Annotated in this window: 21 protein-coding genes and 1 pseudogene; 10 read left to right on the forward strand and 12 right to left on the reverse strand. The window is 72.7% G+C overall.

Annotation, left to right across the window (positions count from 1 at the left end):
* Positions 1-16 precede the first annotated feature (16 nt).
* Positions 17-214 (reverse strand): hypothetical protein, encoded by a 198-nt coding sequence (locus ACRWND_RS13955; RefSeq protein WP_431949059.1) that lies wholly within the window; start codon positions 212-214, stop codon positions 17-19.
* 139 nt (positions 215-353) lie between these two features.
* Between ACRWND_RS13955 and ACRWND_RS13960 the strand changes: the two genes are divergently transcribed.
* On the forward strand, positions 354-1,496 hold the full coding sequence (locus tag ACRWND_RS13960; protein WP_431949060.1) for a glutathione-independent formaldehyde dehydrogenase: 1,143 nt from the start codon (positions 354-356) through the stop codon (positions 1,494-1,496).
* A gap of 115 nt (positions 1,497-1,611) precedes the next feature.
* On the opposite strand, the gene ACRWND_RS13965 is transcribed toward ACRWND_RS13960, so the two are convergent.
* The 3 genes from ACRWND_RS13965 to ACRWND_RS13975 all read right to left on the reverse strand — a co-directional run bounded on the left by ACRWND_RS13965 (position 1,612) and on the right by ACRWND_RS13975 (position 3,074).
* Positions 1,612-1,857, reverse strand: a complete 246-nt coding sequence (locus ACRWND_RS13965; RefSeq protein ID WP_431949061.1) for a hypothetical protein — start codon at positions 1,855-1,857, stop codon at positions 1,612-1,614.
* A 108-nt stretch (positions 1,858-1,965) separates the two neighbouring features.
* The gene (locus tag ACRWND_RS13970) at positions 1,966-2,205 is read right to left on the reverse strand and encodes a DUF397 domain-containing protein (protein WP_431949062.1); all 240 of its coding nucleotides are present in this window, start codon (positions 2,203-2,205) and stop codon (positions 1,966-1,968) included.
* A gap of 5 nt (positions 2,206-2,210) precedes the next feature.
* Positions 2,211-3,074 carry a helix-turn-helix domain-containing protein gene (locus ACRWND_RS13975; protein WP_431949063.1) on the reverse strand — a complete coding sequence of 288 codons (864 nt, stop codon included), beginning with the start codon at positions 3,072-3,074 and terminating at the stop codon, positions 2,211-2,213.
* Positions 3,075-3,199: 125 nt separating this feature from the next.
* Here ACRWND_RS13975 and ACRWND_RS13980 point away from each other — a divergent pair, with 125 nt between their 5' ends.
* Together ACRWND_RS13980 and ACRWND_RS13985 are read left to right on the forward strand one after the other, a co-directional pair.
* The gene (locus ACRWND_RS13980) at positions 3,200-3,634 is read left to right on the forward strand and encodes an ATP-binding protein (RefSeq protein ID WP_431949064.1); all 435 of its coding nucleotides are present in this window, start codon (positions 3,200-3,202) and stop codon (positions 3,632-3,634) included.
* 294 nt (positions 3,635-3,928) lie between these two features.
* The gene (locus ACRWND_RS13985; RefSeq protein ID WP_431949065.1) at positions 3,929-4,102 is read left to right on the forward strand and encodes a hypothetical protein; all 174 of its coding nucleotides are present in this window, start codon (positions 3,929-3,931) and stop codon (positions 4,100-4,102) included.
* Positions 4,103-4,327: 225 nt separating this feature from the next.
* Here the strand turns inward: ACRWND_RS13985 and ACRWND_RS13990 are convergent, their stop codons facing one another.
* The 3 genes from ACRWND_RS13990 to ACRWND_RS14000 are packed head-to-tail and all read right to left on the reverse strand — an operon-like array spanning position 4,328 to position 5,616.
* Entirely contained in the window at positions 4,328-4,723 is a 396-nt protein-coding gene (locus tag ACRWND_RS13990; RefSeq protein WP_431949066.1) for a (2Fe-2S) ferredoxin domain-containing protein, read from the reverse strand.
* On the reverse strand, positions 4,720-5,106 hold the full coding sequence (locus ACRWND_RS13995; RefSeq protein ID WP_431949067.1) for a PPOX class F420-dependent oxidoreductase: 387 nt from the start codon (positions 5,104-5,106) through the stop codon (positions 4,720-4,722). The genes ACRWND_RS13990 and ACRWND_RS13995 overlap by 4 nt, the downstream gene beginning before the upstream one ends.
* A 9-nt stretch (positions 5,107-5,115) precedes the next feature.
* On the reverse strand, positions 5,116-5,616 hold the full coding sequence (locus ACRWND_RS14000; RefSeq protein ID WP_431949068.1) for a GNAT family N-acetyltransferase: 501 nt from the start codon (positions 5,614-5,616) through the stop codon (positions 5,116-5,118).
* Positions 5,617-5,688: 72 nt separating this feature from the next.
* Here ACRWND_RS14000 and ACRWND_RS14005 point away from each other — a divergent pair, with 72 nt between their 5' ends.
* The 4 genes from ACRWND_RS14005 (at position 5,689) to ACRWND_RS14020 (ending at position 12,390) form a co-directional block, all read left to right on the forward strand.
* Entirely contained in the window at positions 5,689-6,489 is an 801-nt protein-coding gene (locus ACRWND_RS14005; RefSeq protein ID WP_431949069.1) for an exodeoxyribonuclease III, read from the forward strand.
* 572 nt (positions 6,490-7,061) lie between these two features.
* Positions 7,062-7,688, forward strand: a complete 627-nt coding sequence (locus ACRWND_RS14010) for a GntR family transcriptional regulator (protein ID WP_431949070.1) — start codon at positions 7,062-7,064, stop codon at positions 7,686-7,688.
* 145 nt (positions 7,689-7,833) lie between these two features.
* Positions 7,834-10,536, forward strand: a complete 2,703-nt coding sequence (aceE, locus tag ACRWND_RS14015; RefSeq protein ID WP_431949071.1) for a pyruvate dehydrogenase (acetyl-transferring), homodimeric type — start codon at positions 7,834-7,836, stop codon at positions 10,534-10,536.
* Positions 10,537-10,863: 327 nt separating this feature from the next.
* Complete coding sequence (locus tag ACRWND_RS14020) at positions 10,864-12,390, forward strand: glutamate synthase subunit beta (protein ID WP_431949080.1); 1,527 nt, start codon at positions 10,864-10,866, stop codon at positions 12,388-12,390.
* On the opposite strand, the gene ACRWND_RS14025 is transcribed toward ACRWND_RS14020, so the two are convergent.
* Together ACRWND_RS14025 and ACRWND_RS14030 are read right to left on the reverse strand one after the other, a co-directional pair.
* On the reverse strand, positions 12,359-13,396 hold the full coding sequence (locus ACRWND_RS14025) for a Gfo/Idh/MocA family protein (protein WP_431949072.1): 1,038 nt from the start codon (positions 13,394-13,396) through the stop codon (positions 12,359-12,361). The genes ACRWND_RS14020 and ACRWND_RS14025 overlap by 32 nt on opposite strands.
* Positions 13,397-13,591: 195 nt before the next feature.
* The gene (locus ACRWND_RS14030) at positions 13,592-14,353 is read right to left on the reverse strand and encodes a GNAT family N-acetyltransferase (protein ID WP_431949073.1); all 762 of its coding nucleotides are present in this window, start codon (positions 14,351-14,353) and stop codon (positions 13,592-13,594) included.
* A 646-nt stretch (positions 14,354-14,999) separates the two neighbouring features.
* On the opposite strand from ACRWND_RS14030, the gene ACRWND_RS14035 reads away from it, so the two are divergent.
* Together ACRWND_RS14035 and ACRWND_RS14040 are read left to right on the forward strand one after the other, a co-directional pair.
* The gene (locus tag ACRWND_RS14035; RefSeq protein WP_431949074.1) at positions 15,000-15,344 is read left to right on the forward strand and encodes an ArsR/SmtB family transcription factor; all 345 of its coding nucleotides are present in this window, start codon (positions 15,000-15,002) and stop codon (positions 15,342-15,344) included.
* A 102-nt stretch (positions 15,345-15,446) separates the two neighbouring features.
* Positions 15,447-15,983, forward strand: coding sequence for a hypothetical protein (locus tag ACRWND_RS14040; protein ID WP_431949075.1), 537 nt, complete (start codon positions 15,447-15,449; stop codon positions 15,981-15,983).
* Between the two features lie 112 nt (positions 15,984-16,095).
* Here ACRWND_RS14040 and ACRWND_RS14045 read toward each other — a convergent pair whose 3' ends face one another.
* Positions 16,096-16,740: a TetR/AcrR family transcriptional regulator gene (locus ACRWND_RS14045; protein ID WP_431949076.1), complete on the reverse strand. Its 645-nt coding sequence runs from the start codon at positions 16,738-16,740 to the stop codon at positions 16,096-16,098.
* Entirely contained in the window at positions 16,737-17,186 is a 450-nt protein-coding gene (locus ACRWND_RS14050; RefSeq protein ID WP_431949077.1) for a cupin domain-containing protein, read from the reverse strand. The genes ACRWND_RS14045 and ACRWND_RS14050 overlap by 4 nt, the downstream gene beginning before the upstream one ends.
* 219 nt (positions 17,187-17,405) lie before the next feature.
* Here ACRWND_RS14050 and ACRWND_RS14055 point away from each other — a divergent pair.
* Positions 17,406-17,621: pseudogene (locus tag ACRWND_RS14055) on the forward strand (hypothetical protein); the annotation flags it as partial.
* A 113-nt stretch (positions 17,622-17,734) separates the two neighbouring features.
* On the opposite strand, the gene ACRWND_RS14060 reads toward ACRWND_RS14055, so the two are convergent.
* A partial coding sequence (locus tag ACRWND_RS14060; RefSeq protein ID WP_431949078.1) for an FtsX-like permease family protein occupies positions 17,735-18,135 on the reverse strand: 401 nt, incomplete at its 5' end.

Here is an 18,135-nt window from a genome sequence, read left to right on the forward strand (position 1 = left end):
CCAGGGGCGGGAGATGTCAGGTCCTGGGGCCCTCGTAGACGTCGTCGCTGCGGCCCTCGGCGAACTCCCACCACGACAGCGGCAGCCAGTCGCCGTTCACGAAGGCGTCCACGGAGGAACCGAGCCCGCTGATGGCCACGCGCGTGCCGACCGGGTACACCCTGCCGGACAGGCCGGGCACGGGGACGAGGAGCGTTCCTGAGCGCTGGGCCATTGTTCCCGCCTTTCTCCGCGGTCAACCGCAATTCGACACATTTACCTGAAGCCTAGCTGGCTTGTCTCGTTCTGCCCAAGGAGGCAGCATGAGAAATAGGTCACGCAAGCCATGAACGACACCAATCGGAGGTGTCCACGTGAAGGCCGTCGTTTACAAAGGACCGTTCGAAGTAGCCGTCGAAGAAGTCGAGAATCCGCGCCTGCAGCACCCCAACGACGTGATCGTCAGGGTGACATCCACCGCGATCTGCGGCTCTGACCTGCACATGTACGAGGGCCGGACCGCCGCGGAGCCCGGCATCGTCTTCGGCCACGAGAACCTGGGAATCATCGACCAGGTCGGCGAGGGGGTCACCACCCTCAAGCAGGGCGACCGCGTGGTCATGCCCTTCAACGTCGCCTGCGGATTCTGCAAGAACTGCTCGGCGGGTTTCACCGGCTTCTGCCTCACGGTCAATCCGGGGTTTGCCGGAGGCGCTTACGGCTATGTGGCCATGGGCCCCTGGCCGGGCGGTCAGGCGGAATACGTGCGCGTACCGTACGCGGACTTCAACTGTCTGAAACTGCCGGAGGGCACCGCCAACGAATCCGACTTCGTGCTCCTGGCCGACATCTTCCCGACCGGCTACCACGGGTGCGAACTCGCTCAGGTATCGCCCGGCGAAAGCGTCTCCGTGTACGGCGGCGGCCCGGTCGGGCTGATGGCCGCGTACTCGGCGTTGCTGCGCGGGGCGGCCAGGGTGTTCGTCGTGGACCGCGTGCAGGAGCGACTGCAGAAGGCCGAGGAGATCGGCGCCATCCCGATCGACTTCACCAAGGGCAACCCGGTGGAGCAGATCAAGGAGCACACGAACGGCGAGGGCACCGACAAGGGAGTCGACGCGGTCGGCTACCAGGCCCAGGCCGGTGGCGCGAACCACGAGGAGCCGGCAGCGGTGCTGAACTCGCTGATCGACACCGTGCGCCCCACCGGAGCCCTCGGCATCCCCGGCCTGTACGTGCCGTCGGACCCCGGAGGCCCGGACGAGCAGGCCAGGAGCGGCCGGCTGCTGGTCGCCATCGGCCGGCTCTTCGAGAAGGGCCTGCGGGTGGGGACCGGGCAGTGCAACGTCAAGCGCTACAACCGGCAGCTGCGCGACATGATCATCGAGGGTCGCGCCCGCCCGAGCTTCGTGGTCTCCCACGAGCTGCCCCTGGCGGACGCGCCGTCGGCGTACGACAAGTTCGACAAGCGCATCGAGGGCTACACCAAGGTCGTCCTCCACCCGGGTCAGGGCTGACCACCGGGTCGAGGCCGACCACCGGGGCGGGACCGACCGCCCGCACAGAGGTGACCGCTCAGCGGCATGGCGAGGCGCCGACTGACCGCACCCGCCGATCGCGCCCAGGGCCCGGCTAGCAGCTCTCCGGGTCCTGGGCGTGAGCGCCGTACGGGCGGGAGGGGCCGACCTCCTCCAGGGTGTACGTGTAGAGGTCGAACTCCACCAGCCCGTCCGCGTCCGTGGTCACCCGCGGCGGGCGGGTCCCCGGATACCGGGAGGCGATGACGTCGGCGACCCTGTGGGCGGTCGCCGCGTCGGCTGCGGCGATGCGCACACGCGCCACGCCCGGTTCGTACAACGGTCCCAGTTTTCCGGTCATGCTGCTCCCCTTGTCACGCACCCGGCGGCGCTTTACCCCTGGAGACAGCCCGTTGGTCGTCGCGGTTGCCCGCGCGGGCTGCGTGCACTCGAAGACGTCGTCCCGGGCTCAGGACAACAGGAAGTCCGCCTTCCCGTCCTTGGCCCCCTGGATGAACATCCTGATCTCGTGGTCCGTGTAGATGAGGGCCGGCCCGTCGGGGTCGGTGGACTGCCGCAGTGCGACCCTGCCGTCGGCCAGTTTCATGGCCTCCACGCAGCTGCCCCCGTTGCCGCCGCTCCACGGCTTGTGCCAGCCCTCGGTGCCGAGGTCGCGGGCGCGCATGCCGTTGTATATGCGGTCGTCCATGTGTGTCAGATCTCCTTGCGGATGCCATCGAGGATGGCTGCGGTGCTGTGTGCGGGCGCGGCTTGCGCGCACATCCGGTCGAGCGCCTCGAGGAACGCCGAGACGTCGTCCACGTCGTCCAGGTAGGCGGCGCCCACCAGGCTCTCGGTGAACACGACGTCCGGCAGCTCGCGGATCTGGAACCGGAAGATGTGGAACGGCCCGTACATCGCCGGGTGCGGCCCGGCGTCGAAGGGCATGATCTGCAGTCTCACCTGCGGCATCTCGCATGCCTCGGCCAGCCGGTCCAGCTGGGCGCGCATCACGTCGGGGCTGCCGATGGGACGGCGCAGCACCGTCTCGTCCATCACCACCCACAGCAGCGGGGCGTCCGGCCGGTCGATCCGCGACTGGCGCTCCCGGCGGAGCGCGACCAGGCGCTCGATCTCCTCCTCGCAGGCCCCGGGGCGGCCGGCCTTCAGCACGGTGCGAGCGTAGTCCTCGGTCTGCAGCAGTCCGGGGACGTAGTGCGGCTCGTAGGCGCGGATGATGGCCGCCTCGCCCTCGAGACTGACGAACGCGCTGAACCAGGACGGCAGCACGTCGCGGTAACGGTGCCACCAGCCGGGGCGGTTGCCCTGCCGGGCGAGGTCGACGAAGGTCGCCGCCTCGGCGGCGTCGACGCCGTACAGCGCCAGCAGTTTCTCCACGTACGGGATGCGCAGGCCGACCTCGGCCTTCTCCATCCGGCGCACGGTGGCATGGGTGACGTCCAGCTCGCGGGCAGCCTGCTCGTACGAGTAGCCCGCCTTCTCCCGCAGGTCGTGGAGGCGTTTGCCGAGGATCACGCGGAGGACGGTCGGCGCCCCGCTCGCCCTCGCCTCAGTCACGCTGCAACTCCCGCATGGCAGCAGTGTGCCATGTCAGGAATGGAAGCCACACCCTGATACTGGCGATTATGTAATTTGCAGAATGACCCTTGCCTTCTGCGCAACCAGTGGCCATAGTTTCCGGTGTGCTCTATGCCATCAGTGCCCGGGACACCTTTCGGCTCCGACTGCCGGCGCAGGCCTCGTCGGTCGGCGTCGCGCGCCGTCAGGTGCGTTCGGCGCTGGGCAGATGGGGGCTCGCCGGACTCGGCGACGACGCCGGCCTGGTGGTAAGCGAACTCTTCACCAACGCCGTGGTGCACAGCGGCAGCGACAACGTCGCGTGCCTGCTCTGGACGGCGGCCGGCAAACTGCACATCGAGGTCGTCGACGAGGGACGCGCGCCCGCGGGGCCGCAGGCGCGCACGGCCGCCGACGGCGACGAGAGCGGCCGCGGTCTCGCTCTCGTCGCCCATTTGGCCGAAGGCTGGGGTGTGCGGCCGCCGGCGCACGGCACCGGTCGCACCGTATGGGCGACCCTCTCCTGCCCCCGCAATGAGGCGCTCCCGCACAGCGGTTGAGCACGGCACGACGACCCCGGCGGTGTGCGCGGGAAGGGTGGACATCGCCGCGGCACGCCGTGATCGGGATGGTGGCTCTCCGCCGCCGGGCATAGGCTTCTCCCGACGGAAAGGCCTTCGGGGGAGCACCGACACCCCCCTGTCTCCGCCCCGGGAGGAACCGCTCACCGCGGTCCCCGCCCGGTTCCGCAACCGGCGCCACCGCGTCCGCTCAGCCCTCAAGCCCCACCGGGCGGTCGGCGTCCGGCAGCGGCCGGCCCGGCGTCCGGCTCACCCGACGCGAAGGAGTGCGCGGTGACACCCGAGAAGTCCACGCGGAACCAGCTCCCCACGGAGCCTGACGATCAGCCCGCCGCGCAGCAGCGGCAGTTGCGCAACCTGGACGTCTGGGCCAGGTCCGCGCCGATCCGGCTGGCCGGTTACGAGGACGACCTGAGCGAATCGCACATCCTGCGCGGTATCGACTGACGCTCCGGCGCTGCTGGTTCACGGGCCGTATGGGCGGCGACGCCCGTACGGCTCCCCGCCCCTCCGGCGACGGCTGCACCACCACCACGTTCGCCTGCTCGCACGTATCGAGGCACTCGGCGACGCGCACCCGGCAGATCCCGGCCGGCTCCCGCCGCAACCGGTCGAGTCGACCGCCGTGGCCGCCGCCGGGAACCTTCCCCGCGCGAGCCCTGGCGCGCCTCTTCAAGGGCCCGCGTCCCCCGCGCCCACGGCACGCCTGCCGGGCGGCTCCATCGCGTAGAGGTCCAGCACCTCGGGCGCCGCGGCACGGCCCGGTCCCCCCGCCCGCACCCAGGCGACGATGTCGTCGACCGCCCCCGCATCGTTGACCAGGCCGAGCCACAGCGGCCGGCCGCCGGCCACGCGCCCCTCCGGCGACGGCTGCACCACCATCACGTTCGCCTGCTCGCACATATCGAGGCACTCGGTGACGCGCACCCGGCAGATCGCGGCCAGCTCCCGCCGCAACCGGTCGAGTTGACCGCCGTGGTCGACACCGGGAATCTTCCCCGTACCGCAGCAGCAGCCCCGGCAGACGGTGACCGTGCAGGCGCTTCGCCCCGGCCCGCCGCCGCTCATGTGAGGGTGATCCGCACGCCCACCGTGCCCTCGCGGCCGCGGCGCAGCCGGCTGCCGAGGAGGGTCAGCCGGCCCAGCAGCCCGTACTTGCCGGCGACCAGGGCGCGGTAGCGCTCCGTCTCCCGGGGGCCGAGGATCTCGGCGCGCGCGGGCATCTGCTCCCCCGTGGGGTTGCCGCGTACGTCGCAGGGGCCGACCAGCACGTCGGCTCGGTTGCGGATCCGCTTGACCTTGCCGGAGTCCGCCGCGGTCCACGCGCCGAGCGCCTCGCCGTCGCGGACCACCCAGACCGGCGTGGGGACGGCGCGGCCGTCCCTCCGGTAGGTGGTGACCAACAGGTACTTGCCCGCCGCGAGCCGGGCGGACGCTCCGTCCTCGATCATGGCCCCAGGCTACGCGGAAACGGCCACCTCGGCCGGTTCCTGGAGCGCCTTGCCCAGGCACACGCTGAGCGGACTGTCCCTGTAGTGGCCGAACTTGGGCACCGGCGTGTAGCCGCAGGAAGCGTAGAGGGCGATCGCCTCAGGCTGCTCCTGCCCCGTCTCCAGGACCATCCGCCTGCGGCCCGCCGCGGCGGCGCCGGCCTCCAGCGCGGCCAGCATCCGGCGCGCGAAGCCCCGGCCGCGGGCCTCGGGCACCACATACATCCGCTTGACCTCGGCGTCGCCGTCCTCAAAGCCCTCCGGGGAGGCGTCCTGGCCGCGCCAGCCGCCGGTCGCCACGGGGACGCCGTCGAGGTAGCCGACCATGAATTCGCCCTGGCCGCCGTCGAAGTGGTCGGCGTCCATCGCGGTCTCGTCGGGCCCCCCGTACCGCCGCACGTACTCCTGCTGCACCTGCTCGGTCAGCAGCACGGCGTCGGGGTGGTCGTAGCGCGTCTTCCTGATCTCCACCCGCATATCGTACGGGTGTGCGGCCTACGCCCCGGTACGGGCACCCTCCGGAGGGCCGGTATCGTCCCCGTCATGCTCACCGTGACCACCGTGAACGTGAACGGGCTGCGCGCTGCGGCCAAGAAGGGCTTCCTCCCCTGGCTGGAGGCGACCACGGCCGACGTGGTATGCCTGCAGGAAGTCCGCGCCGAGGCCGCGCAACTGCCCGCGGAGGTCCGCGCCCCCGAGGGCTGGCACGTGCTCCATGCTCCGGCGGCGGCGAAGGGCCGGGCGGGGGTGGCCCTCTACTCGCGGCGGGAACCGGACGCGCGACGGGTCGGGTTCGGCTCGCAGGAGTTCGACGGCTCCGGCCGCTACGCGGAGATCGACCTGCCCGGTGTCACGGTCGCCAGCCTCTACCTCCCCTCCGGCGAGGTCGGCACCGAGCGCCAGGAGGAGAAGGAGCGCTTCATGGCAGCGTTCCTCGGGCACCTGGTCAGGCTGCGCGAGAAGGCCGCAGCGGACGGACGCGAGGTGCTGGTCTGCGGTGACTGGAACATCGCGCACACCGAACGCGACCTGAGGAACTGGCGGGCCAACCAGAAGAACGCCGGCTTCCTCCCGGAGGAGCGGGCCTGGCTCTCCCGCGTCTACGACGAGGCCGGCTACACCGACGTCGTGCGCCACCTCACCCCGGACGGCGAGGGCCCGTACACATGGTGGTCCTACCGCGGGCGCGCCTTCGACAACGACAGCGGCTGGCGGATCGACCTGCACGTCGCCACCCGGGGCCTGGCGGCCCGGGCGGCGTGGACCCGGGTCGAGCGTGCGGCCACCCACCCCGAGCGCTGGTCCGACCACGCCCCGGTGACGGTGGCCTACGATCTCGGCTGACCGGGGAGCGGGCAGTGCGCGGCGGAGCTGCCTGCCCGGTCATCGGGACCAGCCCCGCGGATCCGCGTCGTACAGGGCGCATCTCGCCTGCCACCGGGCGAATCCATCGGTGATGTCATCGGGCGAGTGGCACCACTCGCCCTCACCGGATGAGCCATGCCAGACGACGCCGGGACGGCCTGGATCCCGGCAGAGGTCGAAACCGTGCAGGTACTGCAGAGCCATTCCGACCAGAGGGTCCTCGAAATCCGCGTCTGCCCCCTCGCCCTCCACCCATGGAGTCGCCCACGCATGAACGGCCTCACGGGTCGCTTCCCGCGCGGCCAGCGCACGCCATTGAGCAGCCACTTCGGCACGACCGGGCGGGATCGGCGTCGCATTTTGATCGTCCATGGAGTCACCATCCCAGCCGCTCGAACAAGTGGGCCACCTCGATTCGGCTCATGACCGGCCGGACAGGTCCTGGCCCGGCGGGAGCGGGCAGTGCGCGGCACTCGGTGCCATCGTCCGGGACCGCCGGTGGGCGCCGCCGCCGTATCGTCTAGTCAGCGCCCTTTCCCCGAGGAGTACCCATGGCCCCGCCCGTCGTCCGTTCGCTGCGCGAGCAGATCCGCGAGTACATCGTGGACGGCATCGTCAGCGGGCGGTGGAGCCCCGGGGAGCGGATCGTCGAGCGGGGCATCGCCACCGAGCTGCAGGTCAGCCAGACGCCCGTACGGGAGGCGCTGCGCGAACTGGAGGTCATGCGGCTCATCGAGTCGGCCCCGAACAAGGGCGTGCGCGTGCGCCGTATGACCGCCGCGGACCTGGAGGAGATCTACCCGGTGCGGGCCGGCCTGGAGCAGATCGCCGCGGAGCTGGCCGCGCCCCGCCTGCGGCAGGAGCTGACGGCTCTGGAGGCCGAGGTCGCCTTGCTGCAGAAGGCGGACGAGGAGGGCGACGCCGGGGCGCAGGTGCGGCACACCGTGGCCTTCCATCGCGAGCTGGTGCGGGCCTCGGGCAACAGCGTGCTGCTGCACACCTGGGAGTCGCTGGGCATCGAGGTGTGGACGGCGCTGTCGATCCGCTGGCTCGGCACCCGGCAGCGGCTGTACGCCGAGGAGCACCAGGCGGTGGTGGAGGCCTTCCGCAGGAAGGACCCGCGGGTCGGCGAGCTGGTCAAGGAGCACGTGCTGGGCTGCGCCCCGCAAGGCGGCTGAGCCGGCTTCGTACACCCGTTCCCCTTGGAGGCCGCGCGGGCTGTCGTGTGACCCTCGTCACAGGGCATTTGATCGATCATCGATCACAATTATTGTGGTGCCACAGGGCCCCTGCCCGCACGGACCATCCTGGAAGGCGTTCACCATGACCGACGCCACGCTGAGCGCACTCGACCACCTGCCGGACCCGGACCCGGAGGAAACCGGTGAATGGGCCGCGTCCCTCGACGCGGTCACCCGTGCGGCCGGCCCGGAGCGCGCCGCCTACCTGATGCGCCGCACCTTCGACCACGCACAGGCCTCGGGTCTGTCGGTGCCGTCGCTGCTGGAGACCGAGTACATCAACTCCATCCCGACCGCCGCCGAGCCGGAGGCCCCCTGCGACGAGGAGATGGAGCGGCGCATCGCCGGATGGAACCGCTGGAACGCCGCCGCGATGGTCACCCGCGGCAGCCGCTACGGCCTGGGCGGCCACATCGCCACCTTCGCCTCCGCGGCCTGGCTGTACGAGACGGGCTTCAACCACTTCTTCCACGGCAAGGAGTGGGGGGCCTCCGGGGCCGGGGGCTCCGCGGTGGGCTCCGGCGACCAGCTCTACATCCAGGGCCACGCGTCCCCGGGCGTCTACGCCCGCGCCTTCCTCGACGGGCGGCTGAGCGAGCGGCAGCTGGACAACTTCCGCCAGGAGGCCGGCGGCGACGGCCTGCCGTCCTACCCGCACCCGCGCCGGCTGCCCTGGCTGTGGGAGTTCCCGACCGTGTCGATGGGGCTCGGTCCGCTCGCCGCGATCCAGCAGGCGCGCTTCAACCGCTACCTGACGCACCGCGGCATCAAGGACACCTCCGGCTCGCACGTATGGGCCTTCCTCGGCGACGGCGAGATGGACGAGCCGGAGTCCACCGCCGCCCTCGGCCTCGCCGGCCGCGAGAGGCTGGACAACCTCACCTTCGTGATCAACTGCAACCTGCAGCGCCTCGACGGACCGGTCCGCGCCAACTTCAAGATCGTCCAGGAGCTGGAGGCGAAGTTCCGCGCCGCCGGCTGGAAGGTCATAAAGTCGCTGTGGGGCAGCGCCTGGGACGATCTGTTCGCCCTGGACACCACCGGCGCGCTCGTTCGCCGGCTGCGCGAGGTCCCGGACGGCCAGTTCCAGACCTACGCCACCCGCGACGCCGCCTACATCCGGGAGCACTTCTTCGGTTTCGACCCGGCGCTGGCCGCGATGGCGAAGCTGCTGACCGACGCCAAGATCATCGAGTGCTTCCACACCTCGCGCGGCGGCCACGAGCCGCGCAAGGTGTACGCCGCGTACCACGCGGCCACCACGCACAAGGGCGCGCCGACCGTGATCCTCGCGCAGACCGTCAAGGGCTGGACGCTGGGCCGCGGTTTCGAGTCGCGCAACGCCAACCACCAGATGAAGAAGCTCACGGTCCCCGAGTTCCGCGCCATGCGGGACCTGCTCGAGCTGCCCATCCCGGACAGCGCTCTCTCCGGCGACCTGGTGCCGTACGCCCACCCGGGCGCGGACTCCCCCGAGGTCCGCTACCTGCAGGAGCGCCGCGCGGAGCTCGGCGGCCCCGCCCCCGCCCGCCGGGTGCACCCCGTGGCGCTGCCCGAGCCGTCCGCGAGGCCCTTCGAGGCGCTGGCCAAGGGCTCCGGCGGCCAGGAGATGGCGACCACCATGGCCCTGGTCCGGCTTCTGAAGGACCTGATGCGGGAGAAGGAGAGCGGTCGCCGCTGGGTGCCGATCGTCCCCGACGAGGCGCGCACCTTCGGCATGGAGTCGCTCTTCCCGAGCGCCGGCATCTACTCGCCGCTCGGCCAGACCTACGACCCGGTCGACCGCGACATGCTCCTGTACTACAAGGAGGCGGAGACCGGTCAGATCCTCAACGAGGGCATCACCGAGGCCGGTTCGATGGCCTCCTTCACCGCCGCGGCGACCTCGTACGCGACGCACGGCGAACCGATGATCCCGTTCTACATCTTCTACTCGATGTTCGGCTGGCAGCGGACGGCCGACCAGATGTGGGCCCTCGCCGACCAGCTCGGCCGCGGCTTCCTCGTCGGGGCGACCGCGGGCCGTACGACGATGACGGGCGAGGGACTGCAGCACGCCGACGGCCACTCGCACCTCATCGCGTCGACCAACCCGGCGGCCGTCTCCTACGATCCGGCGTTCGCCTACGAGATCGGTGTGATCGTCCGCGAGGGCCTGCGCCGCATGTACGGCCCCGATGCGGAGGACGTCTTCTACTACCTGACCGTCTACAACGAGCCCAAGATCCAGCCGTCCATGCCGACCGGACCCGGCGTCGAGGAGGGCATCGTCAAGGGCCTGTACCGCTTCCGCGCCGCCGACCCCGCCGGGCTTCCCGCCGACGCGCCGCGGCTGCAGCTGATGGCCTCCGGCACGGCGATCCACTGGGCCCTGGAGGCGCAGCGCATGCTGGCGGCGGAGTGGGGCGTGGCGGCCGACCTGTGGTCGGCGACCTCGTGGAGCGAGCTGCGGCGCGGCGGTCTGGAGTACGACGCGGCCCGGCTGCGCGGTGAGGACGCGCCTCTGCCGCACGTCACGCGCGTGCTGGAGGGGGCCCCGGGCCCGGTGCTGGCGGTCAGCGACTGGATGCGGGCGGTGCCGGACCAGATCAGCCAGTGGGTGCCGCAGGAGTGGCACTCGATCGGCACGGACGGATTCGGCCTGTCCGACACGCGTGAGGCGGCCCGCCGCCACTTCGGCGTGGACCCCGGCTCCGTGGTCGTCGCCGCGTTGGCGGCGCTCGCCGGGCGCGGTGAGGTGAAGCGGGAGACCGTCCAGGAGGCCCGGGAGCGTTACGGGCTCTGAGCCCCATCCCGCCCCGGGTGGGGCCATGGGCCGGGCCGCGCTCCGGCGCCTTCCACACCCCTGCGTCGGCGTCCACGTCTGCGATCGGCTGCGCAGCGCCCGTCCCGGCCGGCGTCCGCGGGTGACGGGTCTCCGGTCACCGGCGATCATGGAACGCCCTTCGGTGGCCGCGCGGTCGTCGTGCCTTCCTCCCGCCGGGTGGACCGCGCCGGCCGCACCCTTCGAAATACCCGCGCACCCGACGTATCGTGGGCTCACGGCGCCGTGTGCCGGGGGACGCGGTCACCGTGACTCCCGATGATCGCGACGGCGGCGCCGGAGGCGGCCATGGCCGATCCCAAGGGCTTTCTCACCACCCCCCGCCGCACCCCGCCACGCCGTCCCGTCTGTGAGCGCGTGCGGGACTGGCACGAGGTCTACACCGGCCAGAGCCTGCTGCCGATCATCTCCGCCCAGGCGGGCCGGTGCATGGACTGCGGCATCCCGTTCTGCCACGACGCCTGCCCGTTGGGGAACCTGATCCCCGACTGGAACGACCTGGTGTACCGCGAGGACTGGGAGGCCGCCGCGGAACGGCTGCACGCCACCAACAACTTCCCCGAGTTCACCGGCCGGCTGTGCCCGGCGCCCTGCGAGAGCGCCTGCGTGCTGACGATCAACGCCGACCCGGTCACGATCAAGAACGTCGAGGTCGCCATCGCCGACCGCGCGTGGCAGGAGGGCTTCGCCCGCCCCCGTCCGCCCGAGCGACCCACCGGGCGCACCGTCGCGGTGATCGGCTCGGGACCCGCCGGGCTGGCCGCCGCCCAGCAGCTGACCCGGGTCGGCCACACGGTGACCGTCTACGAGCGGGCGGACCGGCTCGGCGGGCTCCTGCGGTACGGCATACCGGAGTTCAAGATGGAGAAGCGCCATCTGGACCAGCGCCTGGCGCAGATGCGCGCCGAGGGCACGCGATTCCGCACCGGGATCGAGGTGGGCGCCGACATCGACGCGCGGCAGGTCGTCGCCGAGCACGACGCGGTGCTCCTGGCGGTGGGCGCCACGGCCTGGCGCGAGCTGCCGGTGCCGGGTCGGGAACTGGCGGGCGTCCACCAGGCGATGGAGTACCTGCCGCTGGCGAACCGGGTCCAGGAGGGCGACCTGTCCGAGTCACCGGTCAGCGCGAAGGGCAAGGACGTCGTCATCGTCGGCGGCGGCGACACCGGCGCCGACTGCCTGGGGACCGTGCTGCGGCAGCAGGCGGCCTCCGTCGTCCAGCTCGACATCAACCCGCTGCCCGGGGAGTGCCGGTCCGAGGACGAACCGTGGCCGGTGTACCCGCGCGTCTACCGGGTCTCCCCCGCGCACGAGGAGGCCCGGGAACTGGCCCGGCGCGGTCTGTGGGACCCGGCGGAGCACGGAGGCATGCCGCTGCCGGGCCCGGAGGGCGACGTACGCGTGTTCTCCGCGTCGACCTTCCGCTTCGAGGGCGACGACGAGGGGCACGTGCGGGCGCTCCACATCGTCGGGGTCGAGCCGCGGCACCGCCGCCCGCGGCAGGGCACCGAACGCGTCATCCCCGCCCAGCTGGTGCTGCTGGCGCTGGGCTTCTCGGGGGCCGAGCGCAACAGCGGGCTGGTGGCCCAGCTCGGCCTGGAGTTCGACGACTGCGGCCACGTCGTCCGCGACGCCGACTTCGCCACCGGGGTGGAGAAGGTCTTCGTCGCGGGCGACGCGGGCCGCGGTCAGTCGCTGATCGTCTGGGCGATCGCCGAGGGCCGGTCGGGCGCCGCCTCGGTCGACCGCCTGCTCACCGGCAGCACATGCCTGCCGGCCCCGATCACACCGACGGCCCGTCCGCTCCTGGCGTGACCCCGGCGAACCGCGGACGCGGCTCGAAACCCGCCGCCCGGTAGCAGGCGTCGATCATTCGCATCGACTCCACGGCGTCGTCAGCGTCCGTGGGCACCGCCGCACCGCCACGCACCGCCGCCGCGAAGGCCTCCAGCTGATAGGTGTACGACGAACGCCTGCCCAGCTCCTCGACGCGCTCACCCCCGGCCGTCCGGACCACGACCCGGTCGTCCGTGTGCGGCAGCACGAAGCACGGCGCGGTGGCCTCGCCCCGGCTGCCGACGATGCGCCAGCTCATCTCGAGGGCGTCCGCGTCCATGTGGCAGCGGGCGGACGCGGTGGCGCCGCCCGGGTACTCCAGGTCCGCGTCCAGCCACTCGTCGACGCCCGGCGCGCCGGCGCGCTCGCCGCCGCGGGCGGCGACCAGGCGCGGGGCTCCGCCGGCCCACGGGGCCAGGGACCCGGCCGCGTGCAGCGAGTAGCAGCCGAGGTCCATCATGGCGCCGCCGGCCAGCGGCAGAGACCAGCGCGGGTCCTCCGCGGCGGGGGCCGGGATCCTCATGACGGCCTCCACGTGCCGGAGCTCGCCGAGCTCACCGGACTCCAGCAGCTCGTGCAGGCGCCGGGTGACCGGGTGGTAGAGGTAGTGGAACGCCTCCATGACGACGACGCCCGCCTTGGCGGCCGCGTCCCGCACCTCGATGGCCTCCTCGAGGTTGCTCGCGGAGGGCTTCTCGCTGAGCACGTGCTTGCCCGCGGCGACGGCGGCGAGGTTCCAGGGGCCGTGGAGGCCGTTGGCGAGCGGGTTGTAGACGGCCTCGACCTCCGGGTCGGCGATGACGTCGGCGTAGCTGTCCAGCACGCGCTCGACGCCGTGCTCGGCCGCGAAGCCGGCCGCCCGGGAGCGGTCGCGGGCGGCCACGGCGACGAGCCGGTGCCCGGTCGTGCGGGCCGGGGCGGCGATGGCGGCCCCGGCGATGCGGGCGGCGCCGAGGACGCCGATGCGCAGCGGTTCGGTGGTCATGCGGTGCGTACCTCTTCCATGCGTACGGGTCGGTGTCCCGTGGGACGACCTGCGGGCCTCGGCTGTCCGTCCGGCGCCTCGGCCCCCTCGGCGACGGTACACGGCGCAGGAGTACGGCCGGTCACGGCCCCGGGAGGGTCCGCGCCGGCCCGGTGGCGTCCGCCGGTGCGGGAGGGCGCGGGACTCCCGCCCCGCTCAGGCGGGCAGGGTGAGCAGGCGGTACTCCGAGACCGCGGTGAAGCCGAATCGGCGGTAGAGCGGTTCGCCGGCCGGGCTGGCGAGGAGGGCGGCGAGGCGCGTGCCGCGGTCCTGCCCGACGCGAAGGGCGGCCGCGGTCAGTGCGGCGCCGATGCCGCGGCGGCGGTGCGCCTCCGCGACGTGGACGAGGAAGATGCCCGCCACGCCGTGCGCCGTGATCACGACCGTCGTGCCGACGACCTCGCCGTCCAGCACGGCGGCGAGGCGGACGACGTCCGCGTTGTCCGCGCGCCGGGCCTCGAACCGCACGATGCCCGGCTCCACCTCGGGGGCGATGCCCATCGAGGTGCGGTACGTGGCGACGAGCTCGGCCAGCCGATCCGGGGTCGCGGCCTCCTCGACGCGCAGGCCGGGCAGCGCGTCCAGGGGGTCCGGGGCCCTGTCGAGAGGCCGTGCCATCACCGGCATCGCACCGAGCGAAACCGCCCCGTGCCGCACCAGGGCGTCGGCGGTTCCTTCGGGGCTGTCGGGGCCGGCCCACCACCACCAGGGCACGCCCGCGAGTTCGGTGCGCGCGGTGGTCACGGCGCCGCCGAGCCCGTCCAGGGACCGCACCCGGACCACGCCGTTGAACTGGGGCGTCGCGAGACCGCTGCGGTAGCGGTCGAGGCCGTCGCGCTGTGTCTCACCCCAACCCATCAGATACTGACGAAAGTTGGCAGTGATGCCCGCAAGCGTCTCCGTGTTCGCCGTGCTCAACGCGTCTCCCTGACTAGATGCCCCGCGCACGTATCCTGTCACAGGCGTCATCGACCCGGGGAACCGCACCCCGCGCCGCGCCCCCTCGCGACACCCTCCCGCGAGTGGCCGCCCCACGTGCACCGGTTGGTCCCGCGCGCCCGCTTTCCGCCACGGCGGCATCGTTCACCACAGAGACGCACCACACGTTGACAAACCGCATGTTCCCAACAGTGGGGACATCGCAGGCATGACACGCCCATAGGGTGCTCAACGGTGCCGATGCGCGTGAACCGACACGCGAAGGTGAAGCGGACCGCACGACCTCCGCGACTCGCAGGGGCCGGAGCGTGGAGCACACCGCGCGGCCTCCGGGATGGCCTGGTCCGGGGCGAGCCCCAGAGACAGGCCCGCGAGACGGAACGTGCCGCGGTCGTCGCGCCCCTCGCTTCGGTGCGGTGGGCCCTCGGCGCCCTTCGAACTGTCATGCCGCCCCCGGCGGACGCGGACGTCCCGGCGCTCACCGGCCCCGGCGCGACGCGTACGCCGAGGGACGCGCCGGCGACGTTGCCGCGCCCCTCGGCCGCGACGGCGACACCCTGTGTGTGCCGCTCCTCGTGTGCCCGATGTTCCACATTCTTCGAACATTCGGGTTATTGTGAGGTCCATGGTGGACGGACATGGGGATTCCCACGAGACGAGCGAGATGAGTCTGCCCCGCGTCCTCGCCGCGCTGAGCGATCCGACGCGGATCGGAATCGTGCGCGTGCTGGCCGACGGCAAGGAACGCGGGTGGGGCCAGTTGCGGGCGCCGGTCGCCAAGTCGACGCTGAGCCACCACCTGAAGATCCTGCGCGAGGCCGGCGTCACCCGCACCCGCCAGGAGGGGACGCGCTGCTACGTCGCGCTGCGCCGAGCCGAACTGGACGAACAGTTCCCCGATCTGACTCGTGTCCTGCTCGCGGCGGCAGAGGCCGAGGACGTCGGCGATGTCAGCGTCGTCGAGCCGTAGGCGGCGCCGGGAGCGTTCTTCCGGCACAGTCACCGAGTGTGTTCGCCGCACTCCTCCGGGTGCGCGGACGTTGGCCTCCAGAGGCCGGGAATGAGAGGACACATGGTCTCAGCAGCGCGCACGCCCGCGGACCCGCAGGTCACGGCCGGAGCCCTGCAGGGTGAGCTGCAACGCCTCGAACTGCAGAAGCAGGCACTCGAGCGGGAGTTGGCGGCCGTCGTCGCCCATCTGTCATCCGTGCGCAGGGCGCTGGCCGCCCTGAGCCGCCTCGCGGTCTCGGGACCGGTCGCGGGGGCCGTGGAAGACCTGGCCGCGGAGCGGCAGCCTCTCGCCGCGGTCAACGGGGCCGGCGGGGCAGCCGAGGAGACCGGGTACCGGGACGCGCACCATGCCGAGAACGCCACCACGGCTGGGCGGCCCGCCGCCGCGGCGGGCGGCTACGGCAGGCTCACCGAGCAGATCCTGGATTTCCTGGCCACCACCGGCGGGTCGGAGGTGCGGGCCCGCGACGTCGCGGCCGCCCTGGGCCGGGACGAGAACGCCGGCAGCATCAACGCGGTGCGCAGCACGCTCGACCGGCTGGTGGGCGCGTCCCGGGTCCAGCGGGCCGGGCGCGGGCTGTACCGGGCCGCTCCCTGAGCCTGACGCTCAACCGCGCGGGCCGAACGGCGAGAGTCGACCGGGCCCAGGGGCGGCCCCAGCAGTCCTCGGGAGACCGGGGCGGCGGACGTGCCCGCCGCGACCGGTGCGTTCACGGCCCTGGCGGGTGGTACGGCTCCTGCGGCACCCGAGGAGCGGGCACCGCCAGGCCGTCCACGTACTGGCGGACCAAGCGGGGGCAGCTCTTCTCGGTGGCCCGCCAGGTGGTTCCCGGCAGCGGACGGCCGAGGTGCGACACCACGGCGAGGACGTCCTCGGCGGGCACGTCGACGCGTACCCGCCCCGCCCGCTGCGCGCGGTAGAGCAGTCTCCGTGTCACGGCCGTCACGCGGGCCCGGGGTCCGGCCTCCGCCGCCGACCCCTCACGGGGGCCTTCCGGAAGGCAGTAGAGGACGGCCGGCCGCGCGGATGCCAGGTCCTCGAGGAAACCGCGCAGCGCGAGCACAGGGTCGCCCGTGTCGAGCCGGGCCTCGGCGGCGGCTGCCGCGGCCGCGACACCCTCGGCGACGTCGGTCAGCAGTTCCTCACGACTTCCGTAGTGGCGGTAGAGCGTCGCATTGCTGACCCCTGCCTGGCGGGCTATCCGGTCCAGCGACACCCCGGCGCCCTGTTCGGCGAGCAGGTCGGCCGCGGCCGTACGGATCCGGCGGCGGTTGCGCACCGCGTCGGCGCGCGGTGCGCCACCCCGCACACGAAGCTCCTGCCGCTGCGCCGCCTCCTGCGCGGGAGTGTTCACGCGCCGGTCCCCGACGGGCGCGGGGCGCGCAGGTGGGCGCGCCGGGCCAGTTCCTCGTCGTCGACCAGGGTGAGCATCGGCCGGCCGGGCGCACAGAGCATGGTCACGACGAACCGGGTCCGTACGTCCGGCAGGGCGTTGCCGTCCTGGTAGTGGATCACGTCTCCGCCGGGCTCCCAGAACGTCTCGCCGGCCCTGACGATCCGCTCCGGCTCGCCTTCGAGTTCGAAGCGGACCGCGCCCTCGAGCACGTACCCGAAAGCCGGCCCCGAGTGCCGGTGCGGCGGGGTCCCCGGGTCGCCGGGGGGCCACTCGACGACGATGGTCATCCCCGAGGCGCCCTCGGGCACAGCCAGCGGCGTGGTCTCCTGCACCATGGTCACCGCCGTCTTCCACGCCTCCGACCGCGGCTGCCCGCCGCCGCCCTGCGTCTTTTTGTCTGACATGTGCCGCACCTCCACAATGGTGATCGCAACGGATCGAGGGGAGGGGGAAGGGCGGCCTGTCACGCCCTTCCGCCCCCGGTGTGCCGGCCTGGGCGGGCCGGCCGGCGCCGTCCCTTCCGGGCGGGACAGTGCCGCTCTCCCGTACGACCGGGCAGCGCGCGCCTTTGTGACGTCCGCCTCGTCGGCGACCAATCGCCTCCTGGCGTGCAGCGACGGACGCGGCAGGTGCCCGACCAGATCAGTCAGTGGGTCGAGCAGGACCACTCCTCCCTCGGGACGGACGTTTTCGGCCTGTCTGTCGGACACAAAGGAGGCGGCCCGCCGCCATCCCGGGTGATGGACGCCGCATCGATCGCGGTGGCCGCGCTGGACCGATGGGCGCGCACTGGTGCGGTCGCCGCGCGGACGGCGGAGCAGGCCCGCTCCCGGTACGGCCGGCAGGCCCGACGCGCCGCCGGGGACAGGGGCGGCTCGTGTCCCGGCGGCGTTCTCGGCACGCACCCGCCGCCGTGCCGCCGCCCTGCGCCGGGCGGCGGCACGGCGCAGACTCACTCCCGTGTCCCCGCCAGCGCCGCCGCACGGCCCCGCAGCGCAGCCCACGCCGGGACGGTCGAAGCGACGACCGCGAGCACCGCGCACGCGCCCACGGCCGCCCCGACGGCCGTCCACGGCAGGTCGACCGTGCTGTCCACCGACAGCAGGGCCAGCGCCCACTGCATCCCGGCGAGGTTGAGCGCCGCCACGGCGAGTCCGAGGAGCGCGCCGACCGCGACCACGGCCAGGGACTCGGCGCCCACCAGCCGCAGCACCTGGGGTCGCGTCGCCCCGGCCAACTGCAGCGAGGACAGCTCCCGGACCCGGTCGGAGGTGGCCATCAGCATGGTGTTCACCAGGGAGATGGCGGTTTGACATCCTCCCGGGCTTAAAGGCCCGGGATTCCCGCCTGCTC

Source organism: Actinacidiphila sp. bgisy167, assembly GCF_965342175.1.
GTDB lineage: Bacteria > Actinomycetota > Actinomycetes > Streptomycetales > Streptomycetaceae > Actinacidiphila.

Excerpts from the sequence above, each read along its gene's own strand:
- ACRWND_RS13955 (WP_431949059.1), bottom strand. The coding sequence starts at position 214 with ATGGCCCAGCGCTCAGGAACGCTCCTCGTCCCCGTGCCCGGCCTGTCC.
- ACRWND_RS13965 (WP_431949061.1), bottom strand. The coding sequence starts at position 1,857 with ATGACCGGAAAACTGGGACCGTTGTACGAACCGGGCGTGGCGCGTGTG.
- ACRWND_RS13970 (WP_431949062.1), bottom strand. The coding sequence starts at position 2,205 with ATGGACGACCGCATATACAACGGCATGCGCGCCCGCGACCTCGGCACC.
- ACRWND_RS13990 (WP_431949066.1), bottom strand. The coding sequence starts at position 4,723 with ATGAGCGGCGGCGGGCCGGGGCGAAGCGCCTGCACGGTCACCGTCTGC.
- ACRWND_RS13995 (WP_431949067.1), bottom strand. The coding sequence starts at position 5,106 with ATGATCGAGGACGGAGCGTCCGCCCGGCTCGCGGCGGGCAAGTACCTG.
- ACRWND_RS14005 (WP_431949069.1), top strand. The coding sequence starts at position 5,689 with ATGCTCACCGTGACCACCGTGAACGTGAACGGGCTGCGCGCTGCGGCC.
- ACRWND_RS14010 (WP_431949070.1), top strand. The coding sequence starts at position 7,062 with ATGGCCCCGCCCGTCGTCCGTTCGCTGCGCGAGCAGATCCGCGAGTAC.
- aceE (WP_431949071.1), top strand. The coding sequence starts at position 7,834 with ATGACCGACGCCACGCTGAGCGCACTCGACCACCTGCCGGACCCGGAC.
- ACRWND_RS14020 (WP_431949080.1), top strand. The coding sequence starts at position 10,864 with ATGGCCGATCCCAAGGGCTTTCTCACCACCCCCCGCCGCACCCCGCCA.
- ACRWND_RS14025 (WP_431949072.1), bottom strand. The coding sequence starts at position 13,396 with ATGACCACCGAACCGCTGCGCATCGGCGTCCTCGGCGCCGCCCGCATC.
- ACRWND_RS14035 (WP_431949074.1), top strand. The coding sequence starts at position 15,000 with ATGGTGGACGGACATGGGGATTCCCACGAGACGAGCGAGATGAGTCTG.
- ACRWND_RS14040 (WP_431949075.1), top strand. The coding sequence starts at position 15,447 with ATGGTCTCAGCAGCGCGCACGCCCGCGGACCCGCAGGTCACGGCCGGA.
- ACRWND_RS14050 (WP_431949077.1), bottom strand. The coding sequence starts at position 17,186 with ATGTCAGACAAAAAGACGCAGGGCGGCGGCGGGCAGCCGCGGTCGGAG.